Raw genomic sequence first — 16,104 nt, forward strand, 5'->3', positions numbered from 1 at the left:
CCATGTCCAGTCCTCCCTCCCCATCGCTGCCAGCCCCGGCCCACATCCTGGTTGTGGATGACGAGCCCGATCTGCGCACGCTGTACGAACTCACGCTGTTGCGCGAGGGCTACCGCGTGGAGGCCGCCGGCAGCCTGGCCGAGGCCCGGGCCTGCCTGGATGAACGCAGCTTCGATGCGGTGATCACCGACATGCGCCTGCCCGACGGGCTGGGCCTGGACCTGCTCAAGCAACTGCGGGCCCGCCAACGCCCCGAGCGCTGCGTGGTCATGACGGCCTATGGCTCGGCCGAGAACGCGGTCGAGGCCCTGAAGGCGGGTGCCTTCGACTACCTGACCAAGCCGGTCGATCTCAAGCAGTTCCGAACCGTGGTGGCCTCGGCCGTGCAAGGCAGCCGGGAGACCCTGGTGATTGCCGCCCGCGAAATGCCCCATGCCGCCGAGACCGGCCTGGGCACGCCCGCCATCGGCCAGCAGGCATTGGACCGGCTGGTCGGCCAGTCCGACGCCCTGCAGGCCGTCAAGCAGCGCGTCGCGAAGGTGGCGCGTGGCATGGCGCCGGTGCTGGTGCGCGGCGAGTCCGGCACCGGCAAGGAGCTGGTGGCGCGGGCCTTGCACGCCTGCAGCCAGCGCGGTCATGGCCCGCTGGTGGCGGTGAACTGTGGCGCCATTCCTGAAAACCTGCTTGAAGCCGAGTTCTTCGGTGCCCGCAAGGGCTCCTACACCGGTGCGCAGCAAGACCGCGAAGGCTACTTCCAGGCCGCCAGCGGCGGCACCCTGTTCCTCGACGAGATCGGCGACCTGCCCTTGGCCATGCAGTCCAAGCTGCTGCGCGCCATCCAGGAGCGCAGCATCCGCCCCCTGGGCTCGACCCAGGAAGTGCCCGTGGACGTGCGCATCGTCAGCGCCACACACAAAGACCTGGCCGCCGACGTGCTGGCCGGCCGTTTCCGCCAGGACCTGTACTACCGCCTCAACGTGATCGAGGTGGTGGTGCCGCCGCTGCGTGAGCGCCGCGAAGACCTGCCCCTGCTCTGCCAGGCCCTGCTCGACCGCATTGCACGCGAATCGGGCCTGGCCGTGCCGCGTCTGAACGAGCAGGCCATGGCCCCGCTGTACACCCTGCCGCTGGCAGGCAATGTGCGCGAACTCGAAAACCTCCTGCACCGCGCCGTGGCCTTGAGCGAGGGTGACGAACTGGCCATGGACCAGGCGCTGTGGCTCAACGGCAGCGCCCTGCCCTGCGAGGCCGAGGCTCCTGCCCTCAGCCCTGGGGTCACCGGAGAAGCACCCGCCCTGCAGGCCACACCGCAGGGGGACGCCGGGACACCGCCACCGGCCCTCACAACAGGGTGCACGCCACCCGCGCCACCCAACCCCCTGCCCTTCGATCTGCAGGCCTACCTCGATGAGCAGGAGCGCTCCATCCTGATGCAGGCCCTCGAAGACAACCAGTTCAACCGCACCGCCACCGCGGCCCGCCTGGGCCTGAGCCTGCGCCAGATCCGCTACCGCATCGAACGCCTGAACATCCCGATCCCGCAAGACAGCGAGAGCCATGAAGCCGGCTGACCCGACACCGCCGCTGTGGCAGGGTGGCTGGTACACGCTGGCCCGGGCTCTGGCCTCGCCCAACTTCGGCCCTCGCCCCGAGCACGCCTGCATCGACCTGATCGTGCTGCACTCGATCAGCCTGCCGCCGGGCCAGTACGGGGGCAACGAGGTGCAGCAGCTCTTCACCAACCAGCTCGATTGGGACGCCCACCCTTACTTCGGGCAGATCCGCGGGCTGGAGGTGTCAGCCCACTTCTACATCCGGCGCGATGGCGAGCTTTGGCAGTTCGTGGATTGCAATGACCGGGCTTGGCACGCAGGCCGCTCTCATTACCGAGGGCGTGACAACTGCAATGACGATTCGATCGGCATAGAACTCGAAGGTCTCGAAGGAAGCACTTTCACGGTGGCACAATACGCGACCCTGAACGGGCTGTGTCAGGCACTGCGGTGTCATTACCCCATCGCCCATGTGGCGGGTCATGAGCACATTGCGCCGGGTCGCAAGAACGATCCCGGCGCCGGCTTTGACTGGCCTGGCTTGATCGTCCAGCTGGGCTGGCCCTCAGGATTTTTCCCTATGGCCGTGGCGCATTCGCCGCAGTCCTGATTTTTTTGCGGCTTCTGTGGCTGCTCAGACCTCGCAAGCAGCCGCAGACACCATGCGGCTCTGCGGCCTGAAACGCCCGGCAAAGCCAGAAAACAAGCGGCTCGCCGCCCTGGAGTGCAGTCCTGGTGCGGCTTTTGAAGCCCCCCTTCTTGCAGTCATCACAAAGTGAAATAAAGCCCCTTCGCCGTCGCTCATCTTTGGGCTTGATACACTACAGGTAGTGTCTTGAATTCACTCAAGGCCCCAGATATAGTGTGTAACGATCGGTTCGATCGAACCACCCCATCACCCGCACGCTCCCACCCGAGCCGTGCCGTCTCCCCTGAAAACAGTTCAAGAAGAGGAATCCATGCAAGTTGCAACGAACGCCCCGGCCTCGGCCTCGAACAGCACCGCCTCCCCCCCCGAAACCGCTGAATCCGGCGTGCCCAGTGTGCTGGCGCACTACCAGATCATCCGCCGCAACGGCGCGGTCGTGCCGTTTGAGCCGCAGAAGATTGCCGTGGCCATGATGAAGGCCTTCCTGGCTGTGCATGGCACCCAGGGCGCGGCCTCGGCCAGCGTGCGCGATGTGGTTGATGCCCTGACCCAGGGCGTGGTGCGGGCGCTGGTGCGTTCGCGTCCCGGCGGCGGCACCTTCCCGATCGAAGACGTGCAAGACCAGGTCGAACTGGGCCTGATGCGCGGCAGCCACCACGAAGTGGCCCGCGCCTACGTGCTGTACCGTGAGCGTCGCGCACAAGAACGCGCCCACCAGGTCGAACAGGCCAAGCCTCCGGTGCCCACCCTGCACGTGACCGAGAACGGCCAGCGCATCGCCCTCAACGAGGCCTACCTGCGCTCGCTGGTCGTCGCCGCCTGCCAAGGCCTGAGCGCCGACGTCAAGCCCGAGCCCATCTTTGCCGAGACCATGCGCAACCTATACGACGGCGTGCCCATGGAAGAGGTCTACAAGGCGTCGATCCTGGCCGCCCGTACCCTGATTGAAAAAGACCCCGACTACACCTACGCCACCGCCCGCCTGCTGTTGCACACGATTGCCAAGGAAGTGCTGGGTCGTGAAGTCAGCCCGGCCGAAATGGCCAGCAGCTATGCCGAGTACTTCCCGAAGTTCATCCAGAAGGGCGTGGACAACGAACTGCTCGATGAAAAGCTGCTGAGCTACGACCTGGTCCGCCTGGGCGCCGCACTGAAGGCCGAACGTGATCTGCAGTTCGACTACCTGGGCCTGCAGACCCTGTACGACCGTTACTTCCTGCACGTGCGCAAGACCCGCATCGAACTGCCGCAGGCCTTCTTCATGCGTGTGGCCATGGGCCTGGCACTCAACGAGACCGACCGCGAAGCCCGCGCCATCGAGTTCTACGAAGTGCTGTCGTCCTTCGACTTCATGTCGAGCACCCCGACGCTGTTCAACAGCGGCACGCTGCGCTCGCAACTGTCGAGCTGCTACCTGACCACGGTGCCCGACGACCTGGACGGCATCTACGAATCCATCAAGGAAAACGCCCTGCTGTCCAAGTTTGCCGGCGGCCTGGGCAATGACTGGACCCGCGTGCGTGCCCTGGGCTCGCACATCAAGGGCACGAATGGCGAATCGCAAGGCGTGGTGCCCTTCCTGAAAGTGGTGAACGACACCGCCGTGGCCGTGAACCAGGGTGGCAAGCGCAAGGGCGCGGTCTGCACCTACCTGGAAACCTGGCACCTCGACATCGAAGAGTTCCTGGAGCTGCGCAAGAACACCGGCGATGACCGCCGCCGCACCCACGACATGAACACGGCCAACTGGATCCCCGATCTGTTCATGCGCCGCGTGATGGAAAAGGGCACCTGGACCCTGTTCTCGCCCTCCACCGTGCCCGACCTGCACGACCTGTTCGGTGCCGACTTCGAACGCGCCTACGTGGCCTATGAAGAGAAGGCCGCCCGTGGCGAGATCAAGCCCAGCCGCACCCTGCAGGCCACCGACCTGTGGCGCAAGATGCTGACCATGCTGTTCGAGACCGGCCACCCCTGGATCACCTTCAAGGACGCCTGCAACGTGCGCTCGCCACAGCAGCACGTGGGCGTGGTGCACTCATCCAACCTGTGCACCGAGATCACGCTCAACACCAGCGACACCGAAACCGCGGTGTGCAACCTGGGCTCGGTCAACCTGCTGCAGCACATCACCGACGGCAAGCTCGATCACGAGAAGCTCAAGCGCACCATCAAGGTGGCCATGCGCATGCTCGACAACGTCATCGACATCAACTACTACGCGGTCAAGAAGGCCCGTGACTCGAACCTGCGCCACCGCCCGGTGGGCCTGGGCCTGATGGGCTTCCAGGACAGCCTGTACGAGTTGCGCATCCCCTACGCCTCGCAAGCTGCCGTCGAGTTCGCCGACCAGTCGATGGAAGCGATCTGCTACTACGCCTACTGGGCCTCGTCCGAGCTGGCCAAGGAGCGTGGCAAGTACTCGAGCTACCCGGGCTCGCTGTGGGACCGCGGCATCCTGCCCTTCGACACCATCGACATGCTTGAGAAGGCCCGCGGCGGCTACATCGAAGTGGACCGCTCGGCCACCCTGGACTGGGACGCCCTGCGCAAGAAGATCGCGGCCGACGGCATGCGCAACTCCAACTGCGTAGCCATTGCGCCGACCGCCACCATCTCCAACATCATCGGCGTGGATGCCTCGATCGAGCCCTGCTTCGGCAACCTCTCGGTCAAGTCCAACCTGTCGGGTGAGTTCACCGTCATCAACGGCTACCTGGTGCGCGACCTCAAGCGCCTGGGCCTGTGGGACGACGTGATGGTGATGGACCTCAAGCACTTCGATGGCTCGCTGCGTCCGATCGACCGCGTGCCGCAAGAGATCAAGGCCCTGTACTCGACCGCCTTCGAGGTGGAGACCACCTGGCTGGTCGAAGCCGCGGCACGCCGTCAGAAGTGGATCGATCAGGCCCAGTCGCTGAACATCTACATGGCCGGCGCCTCGGGCAAGAAGCTTGACGACACCTACAAGCTGGCCTGGTTGCGTGGCCTCAAGACCACCTACTACCTGCGCACCGTGGGCGCCACCCACGCCGAAAAATCCACCGTGGCCTCAGGCCGTATGAACTCGGTGTCTTCGGGCAGCGAAACGGGTGCAGCGATGGCCGCCGCCAAGCCGAGCGCACTGGAAGCGGCAGCCGCTGCAGCCCGTGCCCAGGCCGATGCGATCCCGGCCACGGACATCAAGTTCTGCGCCATCGACGACCCGGGCTGCGAGGCCTGCCAGTAAGGCTTTTGATGAAGCCCCTGCTTCGAGAGTCAGGGGCTTCTTCGACGCCACGGATGCCCCACATGACCCGACCTGTTTCGACAAGAGACAGCAGCGTCATGCAAGGGCCGCAACGTCGATGCGACAGAACAACAAACCTCTCACAAACAAGGCAGCCACGCCCATCGGGTACTTTCCAATTTGCATGGCTGCTTTCATAATCCGGACATTGGAAAACTTATGTTGACCTGGGACGAAGAAGTCAAGCCCTCATCGCAAAATTCACTCGCCGGCGAACTGCAAAACAGCCGCACGGCCGAGGCCGCGTCTCTCACTGAATTCGGCACTGCATCCACCTCGGCCACAGAGGTCGCCGCAGGCGCCAAGCGCCGCGTCAACGCAGCCGACAAGCGCATCATCAACGGCCAGACCGACGTCAACCAGCTGGTGCCCTTCAAGTACAAATGGGCCTGGGAAAAATACCTCGCCACCTGCGCCAACCACTGGATGCCGCAAGAGGTCAACATGACCCGCGACATCGCGCTCTGGAAAGACCCCAACGGTCTGACCGAAGATGAGCGTCGCATCATCAAGCGCAACCTCGGCTTCTTCGTGACCGCCGACTCGCTGGCCGCCAACAACATCGTGCTGGGCACCTACCGCCACATCACGGCCCCCGAGTGCCGCCAGTTCCTGCTGCGCCAGGCCTTCGAGGAAGCCATCCACACCCATGCCTATCAGTACATCGTGGAGTCGCTGGGTCTGGACGAAAGCGAGATCTTCAACGCCTACAACGAGGTGAAGTCGATCCGCGACAAGGACGAATTCCTGATCCCGTTCATTGACGCGATCATGAACCCCGAATTCAAGACCGGCACCGTCGAGACCGACCAGACCCTGCTGAAGTCGCTGATCGTGTTCGCCTGCCTCATGGAAGGCCTGTTCTTCTACGTGGGCTTCACCCAGATCCTGGCCCTGGGCCGGCAAAACAAGATGACGGGTGCGGCCGAGCAGTACCAGTACATCCTGCGCGACGAGTCCATGCACTGCAACTTCGGCATCGACCTGATCAACCAGCTCAAGCTTGAGAACCCCCACCTCTGGACCGCCGACTTCAAGAACGAGATCAAGGCCTTGTTCATGAAGGCCGTCGAACTCGAATACGCCTACGCCGAAGACACCATGCCGCGCGGCGTGCTGGGTCTGAACGCCTCGATGTTCAAGGGCTACCTGCGCTACATCGCCAATCGCCGTGCCACCCAGATCGGGCTCGAGGCCCTCTTCCCGAATGAAGAGAACCCCTTCCCCTGGATGAGCGAAATGATCGACCTGAAGAAAGAGCGCAATTTCTTCGAAACCCGCGTGATCGAGTATCAATCGGGTGGTGCTCTCTCCTGGGACTGATCACCGCAACGCCATGGCCACCCCATTCATGCCCACCGACCACGCAGCGGCCTTTGAGCCGGCCGTGGCGTTGCGCGCCCCCATTCAGACCTGTGGGCAATTGCCCAGAGCCCTGGATCGCTTGACGCCGACATGCGAGCGCCAAGTGTTCATTGCAATCCGACCAAGGAGAAAATGATGGCAACTGCGAAGAAACCGGCCGCCAAGAAGGCCGCTGCACCTGCAAAGAAGGCGGCTGCGCCCGCCAAGAAGGCCGCCGCCCCAGCCAAGAAGGCTGCAGCACCTGCCAAGGCAGCCGCACCCGCCAAGAAGGCTGCTGCTCCTGCCAAGGCCGCTGCGCCTGCCAAGAAGGCCGCTGCACCCGCCAAGAAGGCTGCTGCGCCTGCCAAGGCCGCCGCACCCGCCAAGAAGGCTGCTGCGCCTGCCAAGAAGGCTGCTGCGCCTGCCAAGAAGGCCGCTGCACCCGCCAAGAAGGCTGCTGCGCCTGCCAAGAAGGCCGCTGCACCTGCCAAGAAGGCTGCTGCTCCTGCCAAGAAGGCTGCTGCTCCTGCCAAGAAGGCCGCTGCACCCGCCAAGAAGGCTGCTGCTCCTGCCAAGAAGGCTGCTGCTCCGAAGAAGACTGCGGCCACTGTGGCCAAGAAGGCTCCGGCTGGCAAGAAGCCTGCTGCGAAGCCTGCCGCCAAAAAGGCCGCTGCGAAGAAGGCGCCCGCCAAGCCTGCCGCTGCCCCTGTGGCTCCTGCGACTCCGGCCGCTCAGACCACACTCAACCCTCAGGCTGCCTGGCCTTTCCCGACCGGCAACAAGCCCTGAGCGACACGTTCTCCGACGTGCCAGCCCGACGCCTCACGGCCTCGGGCTTTTTTGTGGGCGAAACCGGCACAAGCGGGCACAGGCCGGCCGCCCTGCCCGATCAGGGCTGGAAGTCGAGCTGGTAGTTCTGCGGCCCACGCTGGGCGATCTTGAGCGCACCGACGCGGCTGCCCAGGGCGGCACAACGCACCAGATCCCAACCCTGCTCCAGACCGAACAGGAGCGCGCCACGCCAGGCGTCGCCGCAGCCCGTCGGGTCCACCACCGCCTGGGCCTGCACCGGCGGCACGTGGGTGCGCTGGCCCGCCACCCAGACTTCACTGCCTTCAGCGCCCAGCGTGATCACCAGCCCGCCCTGCACACGCTGCGAAATCTCGGCCGGCGTCCAGCCGGTGCGGTCACACAGCATCTTGCCTTCGTAGTCGTTGACGGTGACCCAGGTGGCCTGGTCCACAAAGCGCGCCAGATCGGCACCATCGAACATCGGCAGACCCTGCCCCGGGTCGAACACAAAGGGGATCCCGGCGGCCTTGAACTGCGCGGCATGCTCGAGCATGGCGTCGCGCCCGTCCGGCGAGATGATGCCCAGGCGCACATCAGGACGCGCCTCGATGCGGGTCTGGTGCGCCTGCATCATGGCGCCCGGGTGAAAGGCCGTGATCTGGTTGTTGTCACGGTCGGTCATGATCATGGCCTGGGCCGTGTAGGTGTCCGAGACCTGGCGCACATACTCGCCGCTGATGCCCAGCGTGCGCAGCCGCTCCAGGTAGTCGGCGCCATCGTTGCCGACGGTGGCCATGGGCAGGGGCGTGCCCCCCAGCAACTTGAGCGCGTACGCGATGTTGCCGGCGCAGCCACCGAAGTCGCGCCGCAAGGCCGGCACCAGAAAAGACACGTTGAGGATGTGGAGCTGATCCGGAAGGATCTGATCCGCAAAACGCCCCTCGAACGTCATGATGGTGTCGAAGGCCAGGGAGCCACAGATGATTGCTGCCATGTTGTTGAAATCTTTTCTTGAAAGTCGTCAGGGATAAAAAACCAGCACCCGGTAGCCCGCGATGCGCAAGGAGGCGGCCCCGGCCACACGCACGGGCAGGGCCGCACTCCACTCGGCCCCGGGCCCCAGCGTCGGCGGAGCGCCCAGTTCGGCCGGCAGGAAAACACGGCGCAGCACGGCCTGGTCCTGCGAGTCGGTCAGGCTGAGTTCGGCCGCCGGCATGCCCAGCGGCAAGGCACCCGTGTTGCGGATGGCCAGGGCCAGCTGAAAGCCTTCGCCATGGGTTTTGTTGAAGGCCGAGGATTCGATGACCAAGGACTCGATGCGGCGCAGAGGCGCCAACTCACAGCCCGCCACATCACACAAGGCTTGCAAGGCGGGCCGCAAAGCGGGCTCGGCCGCAGCCAGCCGGGCGCGCTCATGCAAGGCCCACTGAAGCACCAGCAAGCCCGACAGCAGCAACACCGCCAAGCCCAGCACGCCCCGCACCAGCGGACGGCGCCAGAAGGCCTCGCGGCGGGCACGGCGCAGAAACTGCAGCCCCTTGAGCACATCGGGGCCAAAGGCATCGACTTCATCCTCGGCACGCCGCGCTGGCGCGGGGGCGGCGGCCATGGCCTGGGCTGGCGTTTCGGCAGCCCACTGCGTGGACAGATCCCCCGGCGCATCCACGGCGGCCGATTCGGACAGCAGGCTGGGCGACACCTCTTCCGTCAGGCCGGCCTCCTGCAGCAAGGGCTCGGTCTTTGGCGTGGCCGGAGGCAGCTCCACGCCAGGTGCAGCGGGCGGCGCTGGATCATCCGGAAAACGCAGGGCCGCCAGCGTGACCCCCGGGGGGTCGGTGCGCGGTGGTCGCGGGGTACCGGGCAAGTCCAGCTCAGGCACCGACAACACGGGAAACCGATCGCCCTGCGGGCGCACACGCGGCTCGGCAGGCTCGGTGACGGGCGCAAACTCGACCTGAACGCGGGGCTCGTCGGGCTCAGGCTGGCGGGTGAACACCGCCCGCAGATCCAGGCCCAGATCGTCCTCGTCCAAGGTGGGCTCGACCTGACGGCGCGCATCGGGCGTAGCCAGATCCAGGTCGAGCCGGGCCAGTTGTTCGGCCAGCAATTCATCGGCGCTGCGCGGCACAGCAGGCTCGACCACAGGCGCTGGGGGCTCAGGTGAAGGGGCACGAAGAGGCGCAGGCGGCGGAGGCAACACCAGGTCGGGCATCACCAACTCGGGCATCACCGGCTCACGACTGGGGCGGGGCGCAGGGGTGGGTGCCGGAGGCATGGGCGCAACGGCCGGTACGGGTGCTGGAACCGGCGCTTGGGCCGGCACCTGAACCGTATCTTGGGGCAGCGGGCGTTCAGCCAGCGAGGCCGGCGTCACCAATGGGCTGGCCGAGGTGGTGCTGGAAGAAGGCGTGACGGCAGCGCGCAGAAAGGCTGGGGGCTCGGGCCGGGGGCTTCGCGAACCCGCTGGCCCTCCCTGGCCGAGCGAGCCGGCGCCCGCCGAGGCAGCGCCTTCCTCCACCAGGTTGGCCGTGGCATCGAACACCTCGGTGCACTGCCCGCAGCGCACCCAGCCGTCGGAAATCCTCAATTGGTCCGGCACGACCTTGAAGGTCGTGGCGCAGGCTGGGCAACGTGTGATGAGGCTCATGGATGCGCCTGATTGTAGAGGCGCGGCCGCATTTTTCAGCGGGTGCGGTGAGGCACCCGTGGCGCAGGCTTAACGCTGCGCGGTCATCAGGATCCAGCCGTCTTCGCTGTCGGCCACCGACAACTGCAGCCAGGGGGCGTAGGCCGCCTTGAGTTCATCGGCCTGGCGCTCCAGGATACCCGCCAGCACCAGCGAGCCGCCTGCCGCCACATGGGCGCACAACAGCGGGGCCAGCACCTTCAAAGGCGTGGCCAGGATGTTGGCCAGCACCGTGTCGTACACACCCTGTGCCCGGTCCGGCAGGCCGGCATTCAGCGCCACACCATTGGCCTCGGCGTTCAGGTGGGTGGACTGCACGGCCGCCTCGTCGATGTCGACCGCGTCAATGGCCTGGGCACCGTGCTTGGCGGCACCGATGGCCAGAATGCCCGAACCACAGCCGTAGTCCAGCACGCGGCCCAGGGCGGCCGTGGCCGGCCGCCGCGCAATCCAGCGCAGGCACATGCGGGTGGTCGGGTGGGTACCGGTGCCGAAGGCCAGCCCCGGGTCCAGGCGGATCACCTGGCGGGCCTGCTCCGGCGGCTCGTGCCAGGTGGGCACGATCCAGAACTCGGGCGTGATCTCGACCGGCGAGAACTGCGATTGGGTGAGGCGCACCCAGTCTTCATCGGGCACCTTGGCCAGCCCCAGCAGGCGGCAGTCGGCAAAGAAATCCTGCAACTGCAGCAGCTTGGCCGCCTCATCGGCGCTGGCCTCGTCGGGGAACAGGGCGATCACGCGCGAACGCTGCCAGCCCTCCTTGGGCGGCGGCATGCCGGGTTCACCGAACAAGGCCTGCTCGGCATCGGTCTGGGCGTCGGCGTCCTCGACGCTGACGCTCAAGGCATCCAGCGCATCGAGCGCGTCGCTCACGGTTTCAACGTGGTCTTCGGGGCACAGCAGCCGGAGTTCAAACATGGCGTTCCTGGGGTCTTGGAAGGCCGGCCGCCCGCAAGGGGGCAGTCCGGCCCGGGCCGATCAGCGCTTGTGGTGGCCCAGCCACTCTTCAAGGTAATGGATGTTGGTGCCGCCGGCCATGAACTTGGCATCCACCATCAGCTCGCGGTGCAGCGGGATGTTGGTGTTGATGCCCTCGACCACGGTCTCCAGCAAGGCGGTGCGCATGCGGGCCAGGGCCTGCTCGCGGGTGTCACCGTGCACGATGATCTTGCCGATCATCGAGTCGTAGTTGGGCGGCACAAAGTAGTTGGTGTAGACGTGCGAATCCACGCGCACCCCCGGGCCGCCCGGGGCATGCCACATGGTGATGCGGCCCGGCGACGGCACGAACTTGTAAGGGTCTTCGGCATTCACGCGGCACTCGATGGCGTGGCCCCGGATCTCGATCTGGCGCTGCGTGAACGGCAGCTTCTCGCCCGCGGCGACCATGATCTGGGTCTTCACGATGTCGATGCCGGTGATCAGCTCGGTCACCGGGTGCTCCACCTGCACGCGGGTGTTCATCTCGATGAAGTAGAACTCGCCGTTTTCGTACAGGAACTCGAAGGTGCCCGCACCGCGGTAACCGATCTTTTTGCAGGCGGCGGCGCAACGCTCACCGATCTTTTCGATCAGCTTGCGCGGGATGCCCGGGGCCGGCGCCTCTTCGATCACCTTCTGGTGACGGCGCTGCATCGAGCAGTCGCGCTCGCCCAGGTAGACCGCATTGCGGTGCTTGTCGGCCAGGATCTGGATCTCGATGTGGCGCGGGTTCTGCAGGAACTTTTCCATGTAGACCGCAGGATTGCCGAACGCAGCCCCAGCCTCGGCCTTGGTCATCTGCACCGCATTGACCAGCGCGGCCTCGGTGTGCACCACGCGCATGCCGCGGCCACCGCCGCCGCCTGCGGCCTTGATGATGACCGGGTAACCCACGGTCTTGGCGATGCGCTTGATCTGCACCGGATCATCGGGCAGTTCACCCTCCGAACCCGGCACGCAGGGCACGCCGGCCCGGATCATGGCCTGCTTGGCCGACACCTTGTCGCCCATGATGCGGATCGACTCGGGCGAAGGGCCGATGAACTGGAAACCGCTTTTCTCGACGCGCTCGGCAAAGTCGGCGTTCTCGCTCAGAAAGCCATAGCCGGGGTGGATGGCCTCGGCGTCGGTCACCTCGGCCGCCGAGATGATGGCCGGCATGTTGAGGTAGCTTTGGGGTGACGGGGCCGGGCCGATGCACACGGCCTCTTCCGCCAGCTTGACGTACTTGGCATCGCGGTCGGCCTCGGAATAGACCATCACCGCCTTGACACCCAGTTCGCGGCAGGCCCGCTGGATGCGGAGGGCGATCTCCCCCCGGTTGGCAATCAGGATTTTCTTAAACATCAGTGCTCCCGGGGCGGCAGAGCCCCGCACGCAGCGCGTGCACTATCTCAGGGATGGGCACCCGACGGCCGACAGCCCCGCAGGCCCGCCGTCCCGGCACCCCCATGCGCTCACTCGATCACGAACAAGGGCTGACCGTACTCGACGGCCTGACCGTTCTCACCCAGGATCTGGGTCACGGTGCCGGACTTGTCGGCCTCGATCTCATTGAGGATCTTCATGGCCTCGATGATGCAGATGGTTTCGCCTTCCTTGATCTGGCTGCCCACCTCGACAAAGGCCTTGGCACCCGGGCTGGAGGCGCGGTAGAAAGTACCCACCATGGGCGACTTGACCGTGTGCCCTGCAGGCACCGCCACCGGGGCGGGTGCAGCGGCGGCGGCCGGTGCGGCAGTCGCAGCAGCCACGGCGGGCTGGGCCAGCACAGGCGCTGCCACCACTTGCTGAACCACGGCCCCGCCCCCCTTCACGATGCGCACCTTGCCTTCGGCTTCGGTGATTTCCAGTTCTGAAACATTGGATTCAGACACCAGATCAATCAGGGTCTTGAGTTTTCGCAGGTCCATGTAAGCTCCAACAGCTGAAACGATAACAGGCGCGAATTTACTGCAAAACAGCGCCAAAAATCATCATCAGCAGACAAATTAATTACAACTTCATTCAGGCACATCAAAGAAAATGCCTTCGAAGTCTGCAGGAAGGCCCCTGAGCAGAAGGGGCCTCAAAGACACCCCGGCGGTCAGCCGGAGCGGGTCCACGCCGCCAGTTCCTGGGGTGTGATCTGGCCCATTTTACGCTGTATTACCCGCCCATCCGCCGCGATCACCACCGAAAACGGCAAACCACCGTTCTCGTTGCCCATGGCCCGCGCCAGCTCGGTGCCCCCCAGCCCGGCCAACCCGACCGGAAAACCCAAGGGCGTACGGCTCAAAAAACGGGCCACGGAACTGGGCTGATCGATCGCCAATCCCAGCACTTGCCAGCCATTGGCCGAAGTTTCGCGCTGGAACCGGTCGAGCATGGGCAACTCCTCCACACAAGGGGGGCACCAGGTGGCCCAGAAGTTGATCAACAGGGGTTTGCCCTTGAAATCGGCCAGCACCAGCTCACCGCCACCGGGGCGGTCGAACTTCAGGCCCCACAGCTCGGACAAGGCCGCACCGGCCTCCCCATCCGTGCCTTGTGGGCGCGTGCGCCACCAGCCCAGGCCGGCGCCGGCCACCGCCGCCGCCCCCGCGGCTGAGGCCCAAAGCCAGCGGCGCCGACCGGCGCCGGAAGAATTGACCACCGGAGATTCGCTCATGCTTCAGCTTTCTTCAACAAGGCCTGGACGGCGGCCAGATTGCCCCGGGGCGCCCGCCCGCGGGCATCGGGCACCAGGGCGCCACGCAGATCGTCCAGGTCATAGATCAACAGATGGACACCGATCACCTCGCCCAGCGCCTTGCAGGACGAGCCCAGCGACAGGGCCTCGACCGGCTCCCCCCGAAAACCCTGAACCGTTTGCGGCTCATAGTCGACGTTGTGGTCGATCAGCCGGATCTCGGCCGACTTGGGGTCATCACAGAACAACTGGATGCGGATGTCGGACAGGCGCGTCGCGGTGCCCTGCCAGACCGCCCCCGTCAGGTGGGGGCGAAACTCCGCCATGCGCTCCATCCAGACCAGGGCCAGTTCGCGCAGCGCACGCAATTCGCCCGGCTGGGTGTCGGCGCAGAACAATTCGATGTACTCCAGCACCGCATCCTCGACCGCGAGGTTGTCGGGCAGGGCCGTGCGGGCCGGCAAACCCAGCTGCTTGACGGCACGGCGCTTGGCCGCGCCATATTCCAGGCCTTCTTCCACCACCATGCGGGCGGCGGTCGCGGCGATTTCTGAGGCGAGACTTTCCATGAGAACAGGCGACACCGGCCGGACGGGCCTTCAGCACGCCGACCGCAGAGATTGCAAAGCGGGCATTTTGCGCTTTTTCGCCGCCCTGCCCCGCCGCTACCAGATTGATAGCTCGCCAGCCCGCCTCCATGCTGCCCCTGGCCGGCACCGCCCATGACCCCACGTAAAATCGGTTTCATGCACATTCACATCCTGGGTATTTGCGGCACCTTCATGGGCGGCCTGGCGGCCCTGGCCCGCGAGGCGGGCCACCGCGTCACCGGCTGCGACGCGGGGGTCTACCCCCCGATGAGCGATCAGTTGAGGGCCTTGGGCATCGATCTGATCGAGGGCTTCTCGGCCGATCAGATGGCCCTGAAGCCCGATGTTTTCGTGGTCGGCAACGTGGTCAGCCGCGCCCGACTGGCTGACGGCAACCCCAAGTTCCCGCTGATGGAAGCCATTCTGGACCAGGGTGCGCGCTACACCAGCGGACCGCAATGGCTGGCCGAGCACCTGCTGCACGGCCGCCACGTGCTGGCCGTGGCCGGCACACACGGCAAGACCACCACCACCTCGATGCTGGCCTGGGTGCTCGATCAGGGCGGCCTCCAGCCCGGTTTTCTGGTGGGGGGCGTGCCGCTGAACTTCGGGGTGTCGGCACGGCTGGGGCAAGGCAGTGCCTTCGTGATCGAAGCCGACGAGTACGACACCGCCTTCTTCGACAAGCGCAGCAAGTTCGTGCACTACCGCCCGCGCACCGCGGTGCTGAACAACCTGGAGTTCGACCACGCCGACATCTTCGACAACCTGGCCGCGATCGAACGCCAGTTCCATCACCTGGTGCGCACCGTGCCGGGCCAGGGCCGCGTGGTGGTCAACGGCCTGGAAGAAAGCCTGACCCGTGTGCTGGCCCAGGGCTGCTGGAGCGAGGTGCGCAGCTTCGGCAGCACGGTGAGCGATTTCTCCGCCGAGGGCGAGGCCCATGATTTCGCCGTGCTGCGCCATGGCCAAACCGTGGCCCGCGTGCAGTGGGCGCTCAGCGGAGCGCACAACCAGCTCAACGCCCTGGCCACCTTGGCCGCGGCCGATCACCTGGGCGTGCCCGCCGAGGTGTCGGCCGAGGCGCTGTCGCGCTTCCAGAACGTGAAGCGCCGCATGGAAGTGCGTGGCGTGGCCGCCGGCATCACCGTGTACGACGATTTTGCCCACCACCCCACAGCCATCCGCACCACACTCGACGGCCTGCGCCAACGCCTGGGCCCTGTGAGCGACGCGGGCGGCCGCATCCTGGCGGTGTTCGAGCCGCGCAGCAACACCATGAAGCTGGGCACCATGAAGGCGCAACTGCCCTGGTCACTGGCCAGCGCCGAGCTGGCCTTCTGCCACACCGGCGGCCTGGACTGGGACGCGGCCGAGGCCCTGGCGCCCCTGGGTGAGCGTGCCCACACCGCCCCCGACATCGCCACCCTGGTGCAGCAGGTGGCCGCCGCGGCACGACCCGGCGACCACGTGGTGTGCATGAGCAATGGCGGCTTCGGTGGCGTGCACCAGCGCCTGCTGCAGGCGCTGACCCGGGCCTGAACAGCCC

General features: G+C 65.9%; 13 protein-coding genes. 6 read left to right on the forward strand and 7 right to left on the reverse strand.

Features of this window, described 5'->3' with window-relative positions; all coding sequences use genetic code 11:
• Window positions 1-2: 2 nt before the first annotated feature.
• The 5 genes from F624_RS0124910 (at window position 3) to F624_RS0124935 (ending at window position 7,624) form a co-directional block, all read left to right on the forward strand.
• Window positions 3-1,571 carry a sigma-54-dependent transcriptional regulator gene (locus F624_RS0124910; protein WP_019577100.1) on the forward strand — a complete coding sequence of 523 codons (1,569 nt, stop codon included), beginning with the start codon at window positions 3-5 and terminating at the stop codon, window positions 1,569-1,571.
• The gene (ampD, locus tag F624_RS0124915) at window positions 1,558-2,163 is read left to right on the forward strand and encodes a 1,6-anhydro-N-acetylmuramyl-L-alanine amidase AmpD (protein WP_019577101.1); all 606 of its coding nucleotides are present in this window, start codon (window positions 1,558-1,560) and stop codon (window positions 2,161-2,163) included. Before F624_RS0124910 ends, ampD begins: the two co-directional genes overlap by 14 nt.
• 349 nt (window positions 2,164-2,512) lie before the next feature.
• Window positions 2,513-5,431, forward strand: coding sequence for a ribonucleoside-diphosphate reductase subunit alpha (locus F624_RS0124920; protein WP_019577102.1), 2,919 nt, complete (start codon window positions 2,513-2,515; stop codon window positions 5,429-5,431).
• Between the two features lie 219 nt (window positions 5,432-5,650).
• Window positions 5,651-6,814: a ribonucleotide-diphosphate reductase subunit beta gene (locus F624_RS0124930; RefSeq protein WP_019577103.1), complete on the forward strand. Its 1,164-nt coding sequence runs from the start codon at window positions 5,651-5,653 to the stop codon at window positions 6,812-6,814.
• A 177-nt stretch (window positions 6,815-6,991) separates the two neighbouring features.
• Window positions 6,992-7,624 (forward strand): histone, encoded by a 633-nt coding sequence (locus F624_RS0124935; protein ID WP_084679659.1) that lies wholly within the window; start codon window positions 6,992-6,994, stop codon window positions 7,622-7,624.
• Between the two features lie 100 nt (window positions 7,625-7,724).
• On the opposite strand, the gene F624_RS0124940 is transcribed toward F624_RS0124935, so the two are convergent.
• From F624_RS0124940 to F624_RS0124970, 7 genes are all read right to left on the reverse strand, one after another.
• Window positions 7,725-8,621, reverse strand: coding sequence for a carbohydrate kinase family protein (locus F624_RS0124940; RefSeq protein ID WP_019577105.1), 897 nt, complete (start codon window positions 8,619-8,621; stop codon window positions 7,725-7,727).
• A 27-nt stretch (window positions 8,622-8,648) separates the two neighbouring features.
• Complete coding sequence (locus F624_RS0124945; RefSeq protein ID WP_019577106.1) at window positions 8,649-10,274, reverse strand: zinc-ribbon and DUF3426 domain-containing protein; 1,626 nt, start codon at window positions 10,272-10,274, stop codon at window positions 8,649-8,651.
• 69 nt (window positions 10,275-10,343) lie between these two features.
• Window positions 10,344-11,231 carry a 50S ribosomal protein L11 methyltransferase gene (prmA, locus tag F624_RS0124950; protein WP_019577107.1) on the reverse strand — a complete coding sequence of 296 codons (888 nt, stop codon included), beginning with the start codon at window positions 11,229-11,231 and terminating at the stop codon, window positions 10,344-10,346.
• 60 nt (window positions 11,232-11,291) lie between these two features.
• Window positions 11,292-12,641, reverse strand: a complete 1,350-nt coding sequence (accC, locus tag F624_RS0124955; RefSeq protein ID WP_019577108.1) for an acetyl-CoA carboxylase biotin carboxylase subunit — start codon at window positions 12,639-12,641, stop codon at window positions 11,292-11,294.
• 110 nt (window positions 12,642-12,751) lie between these two features.
• Window positions 12,752-13,207: an acetyl-CoA carboxylase biotin carboxyl carrier protein gene (accB, locus tag F624_RS0124960; protein WP_019577109.1), complete on the reverse strand. Its 456-nt coding sequence runs from the start codon at window positions 13,205-13,207 to the stop codon at window positions 12,752-12,754.
• 173 nt (window positions 13,208-13,380) lie between these two features.
• Window positions 13,381-13,944, reverse strand: a complete 564-nt coding sequence (locus F624_RS0124965) for a TlpA family protein disulfide reductase (RefSeq protein WP_019577110.1) — start codon at window positions 13,942-13,944, stop codon at window positions 13,381-13,383.
• The gene (locus F624_RS0124970) at window positions 13,941-14,534 is read right to left on the reverse strand and encodes a hypothetical protein (RefSeq protein WP_019577111.1); all 594 of its coding nucleotides are present in this window, start codon (window positions 14,532-14,534) and stop codon (window positions 13,941-13,943) included. The genes F624_RS0124965 and F624_RS0124970 overlap by 4 nt, the downstream gene beginning before the upstream one ends.
• A gap of 177 nt (window positions 14,535-14,711) precedes the next feature.
• Here F624_RS0124970 and mpl point away from each other — a divergent pair, with 177 nt between their 5' ends.
• The gene (gene mpl, locus F624_RS0124975; RefSeq protein ID WP_019577112.1) at window positions 14,712-16,097 is read left to right on the forward strand and encodes a UDP-N-acetylmuramate:L-alanyl-gamma-D-glutamyl-meso-diaminopimelate ligase; all 1,386 of its coding nucleotides are present in this window, start codon (window positions 14,712-14,714) and stop codon (window positions 16,095-16,097) included.
• Window positions 16,098-16,104 lie beyond the last annotated feature (7 nt).

It is taken from the genome of Curvibacter lanceolatus ATCC 14669, from assembly GCF_000381265.1.
In the GTDB taxonomy this organism is placed as follows: Bacteria; Pseudomonadota; Gammaproteobacteria; order Burkholderiales; family Burkholderiaceae_C; genus Curvibacter; species Curvibacter lanceolatus.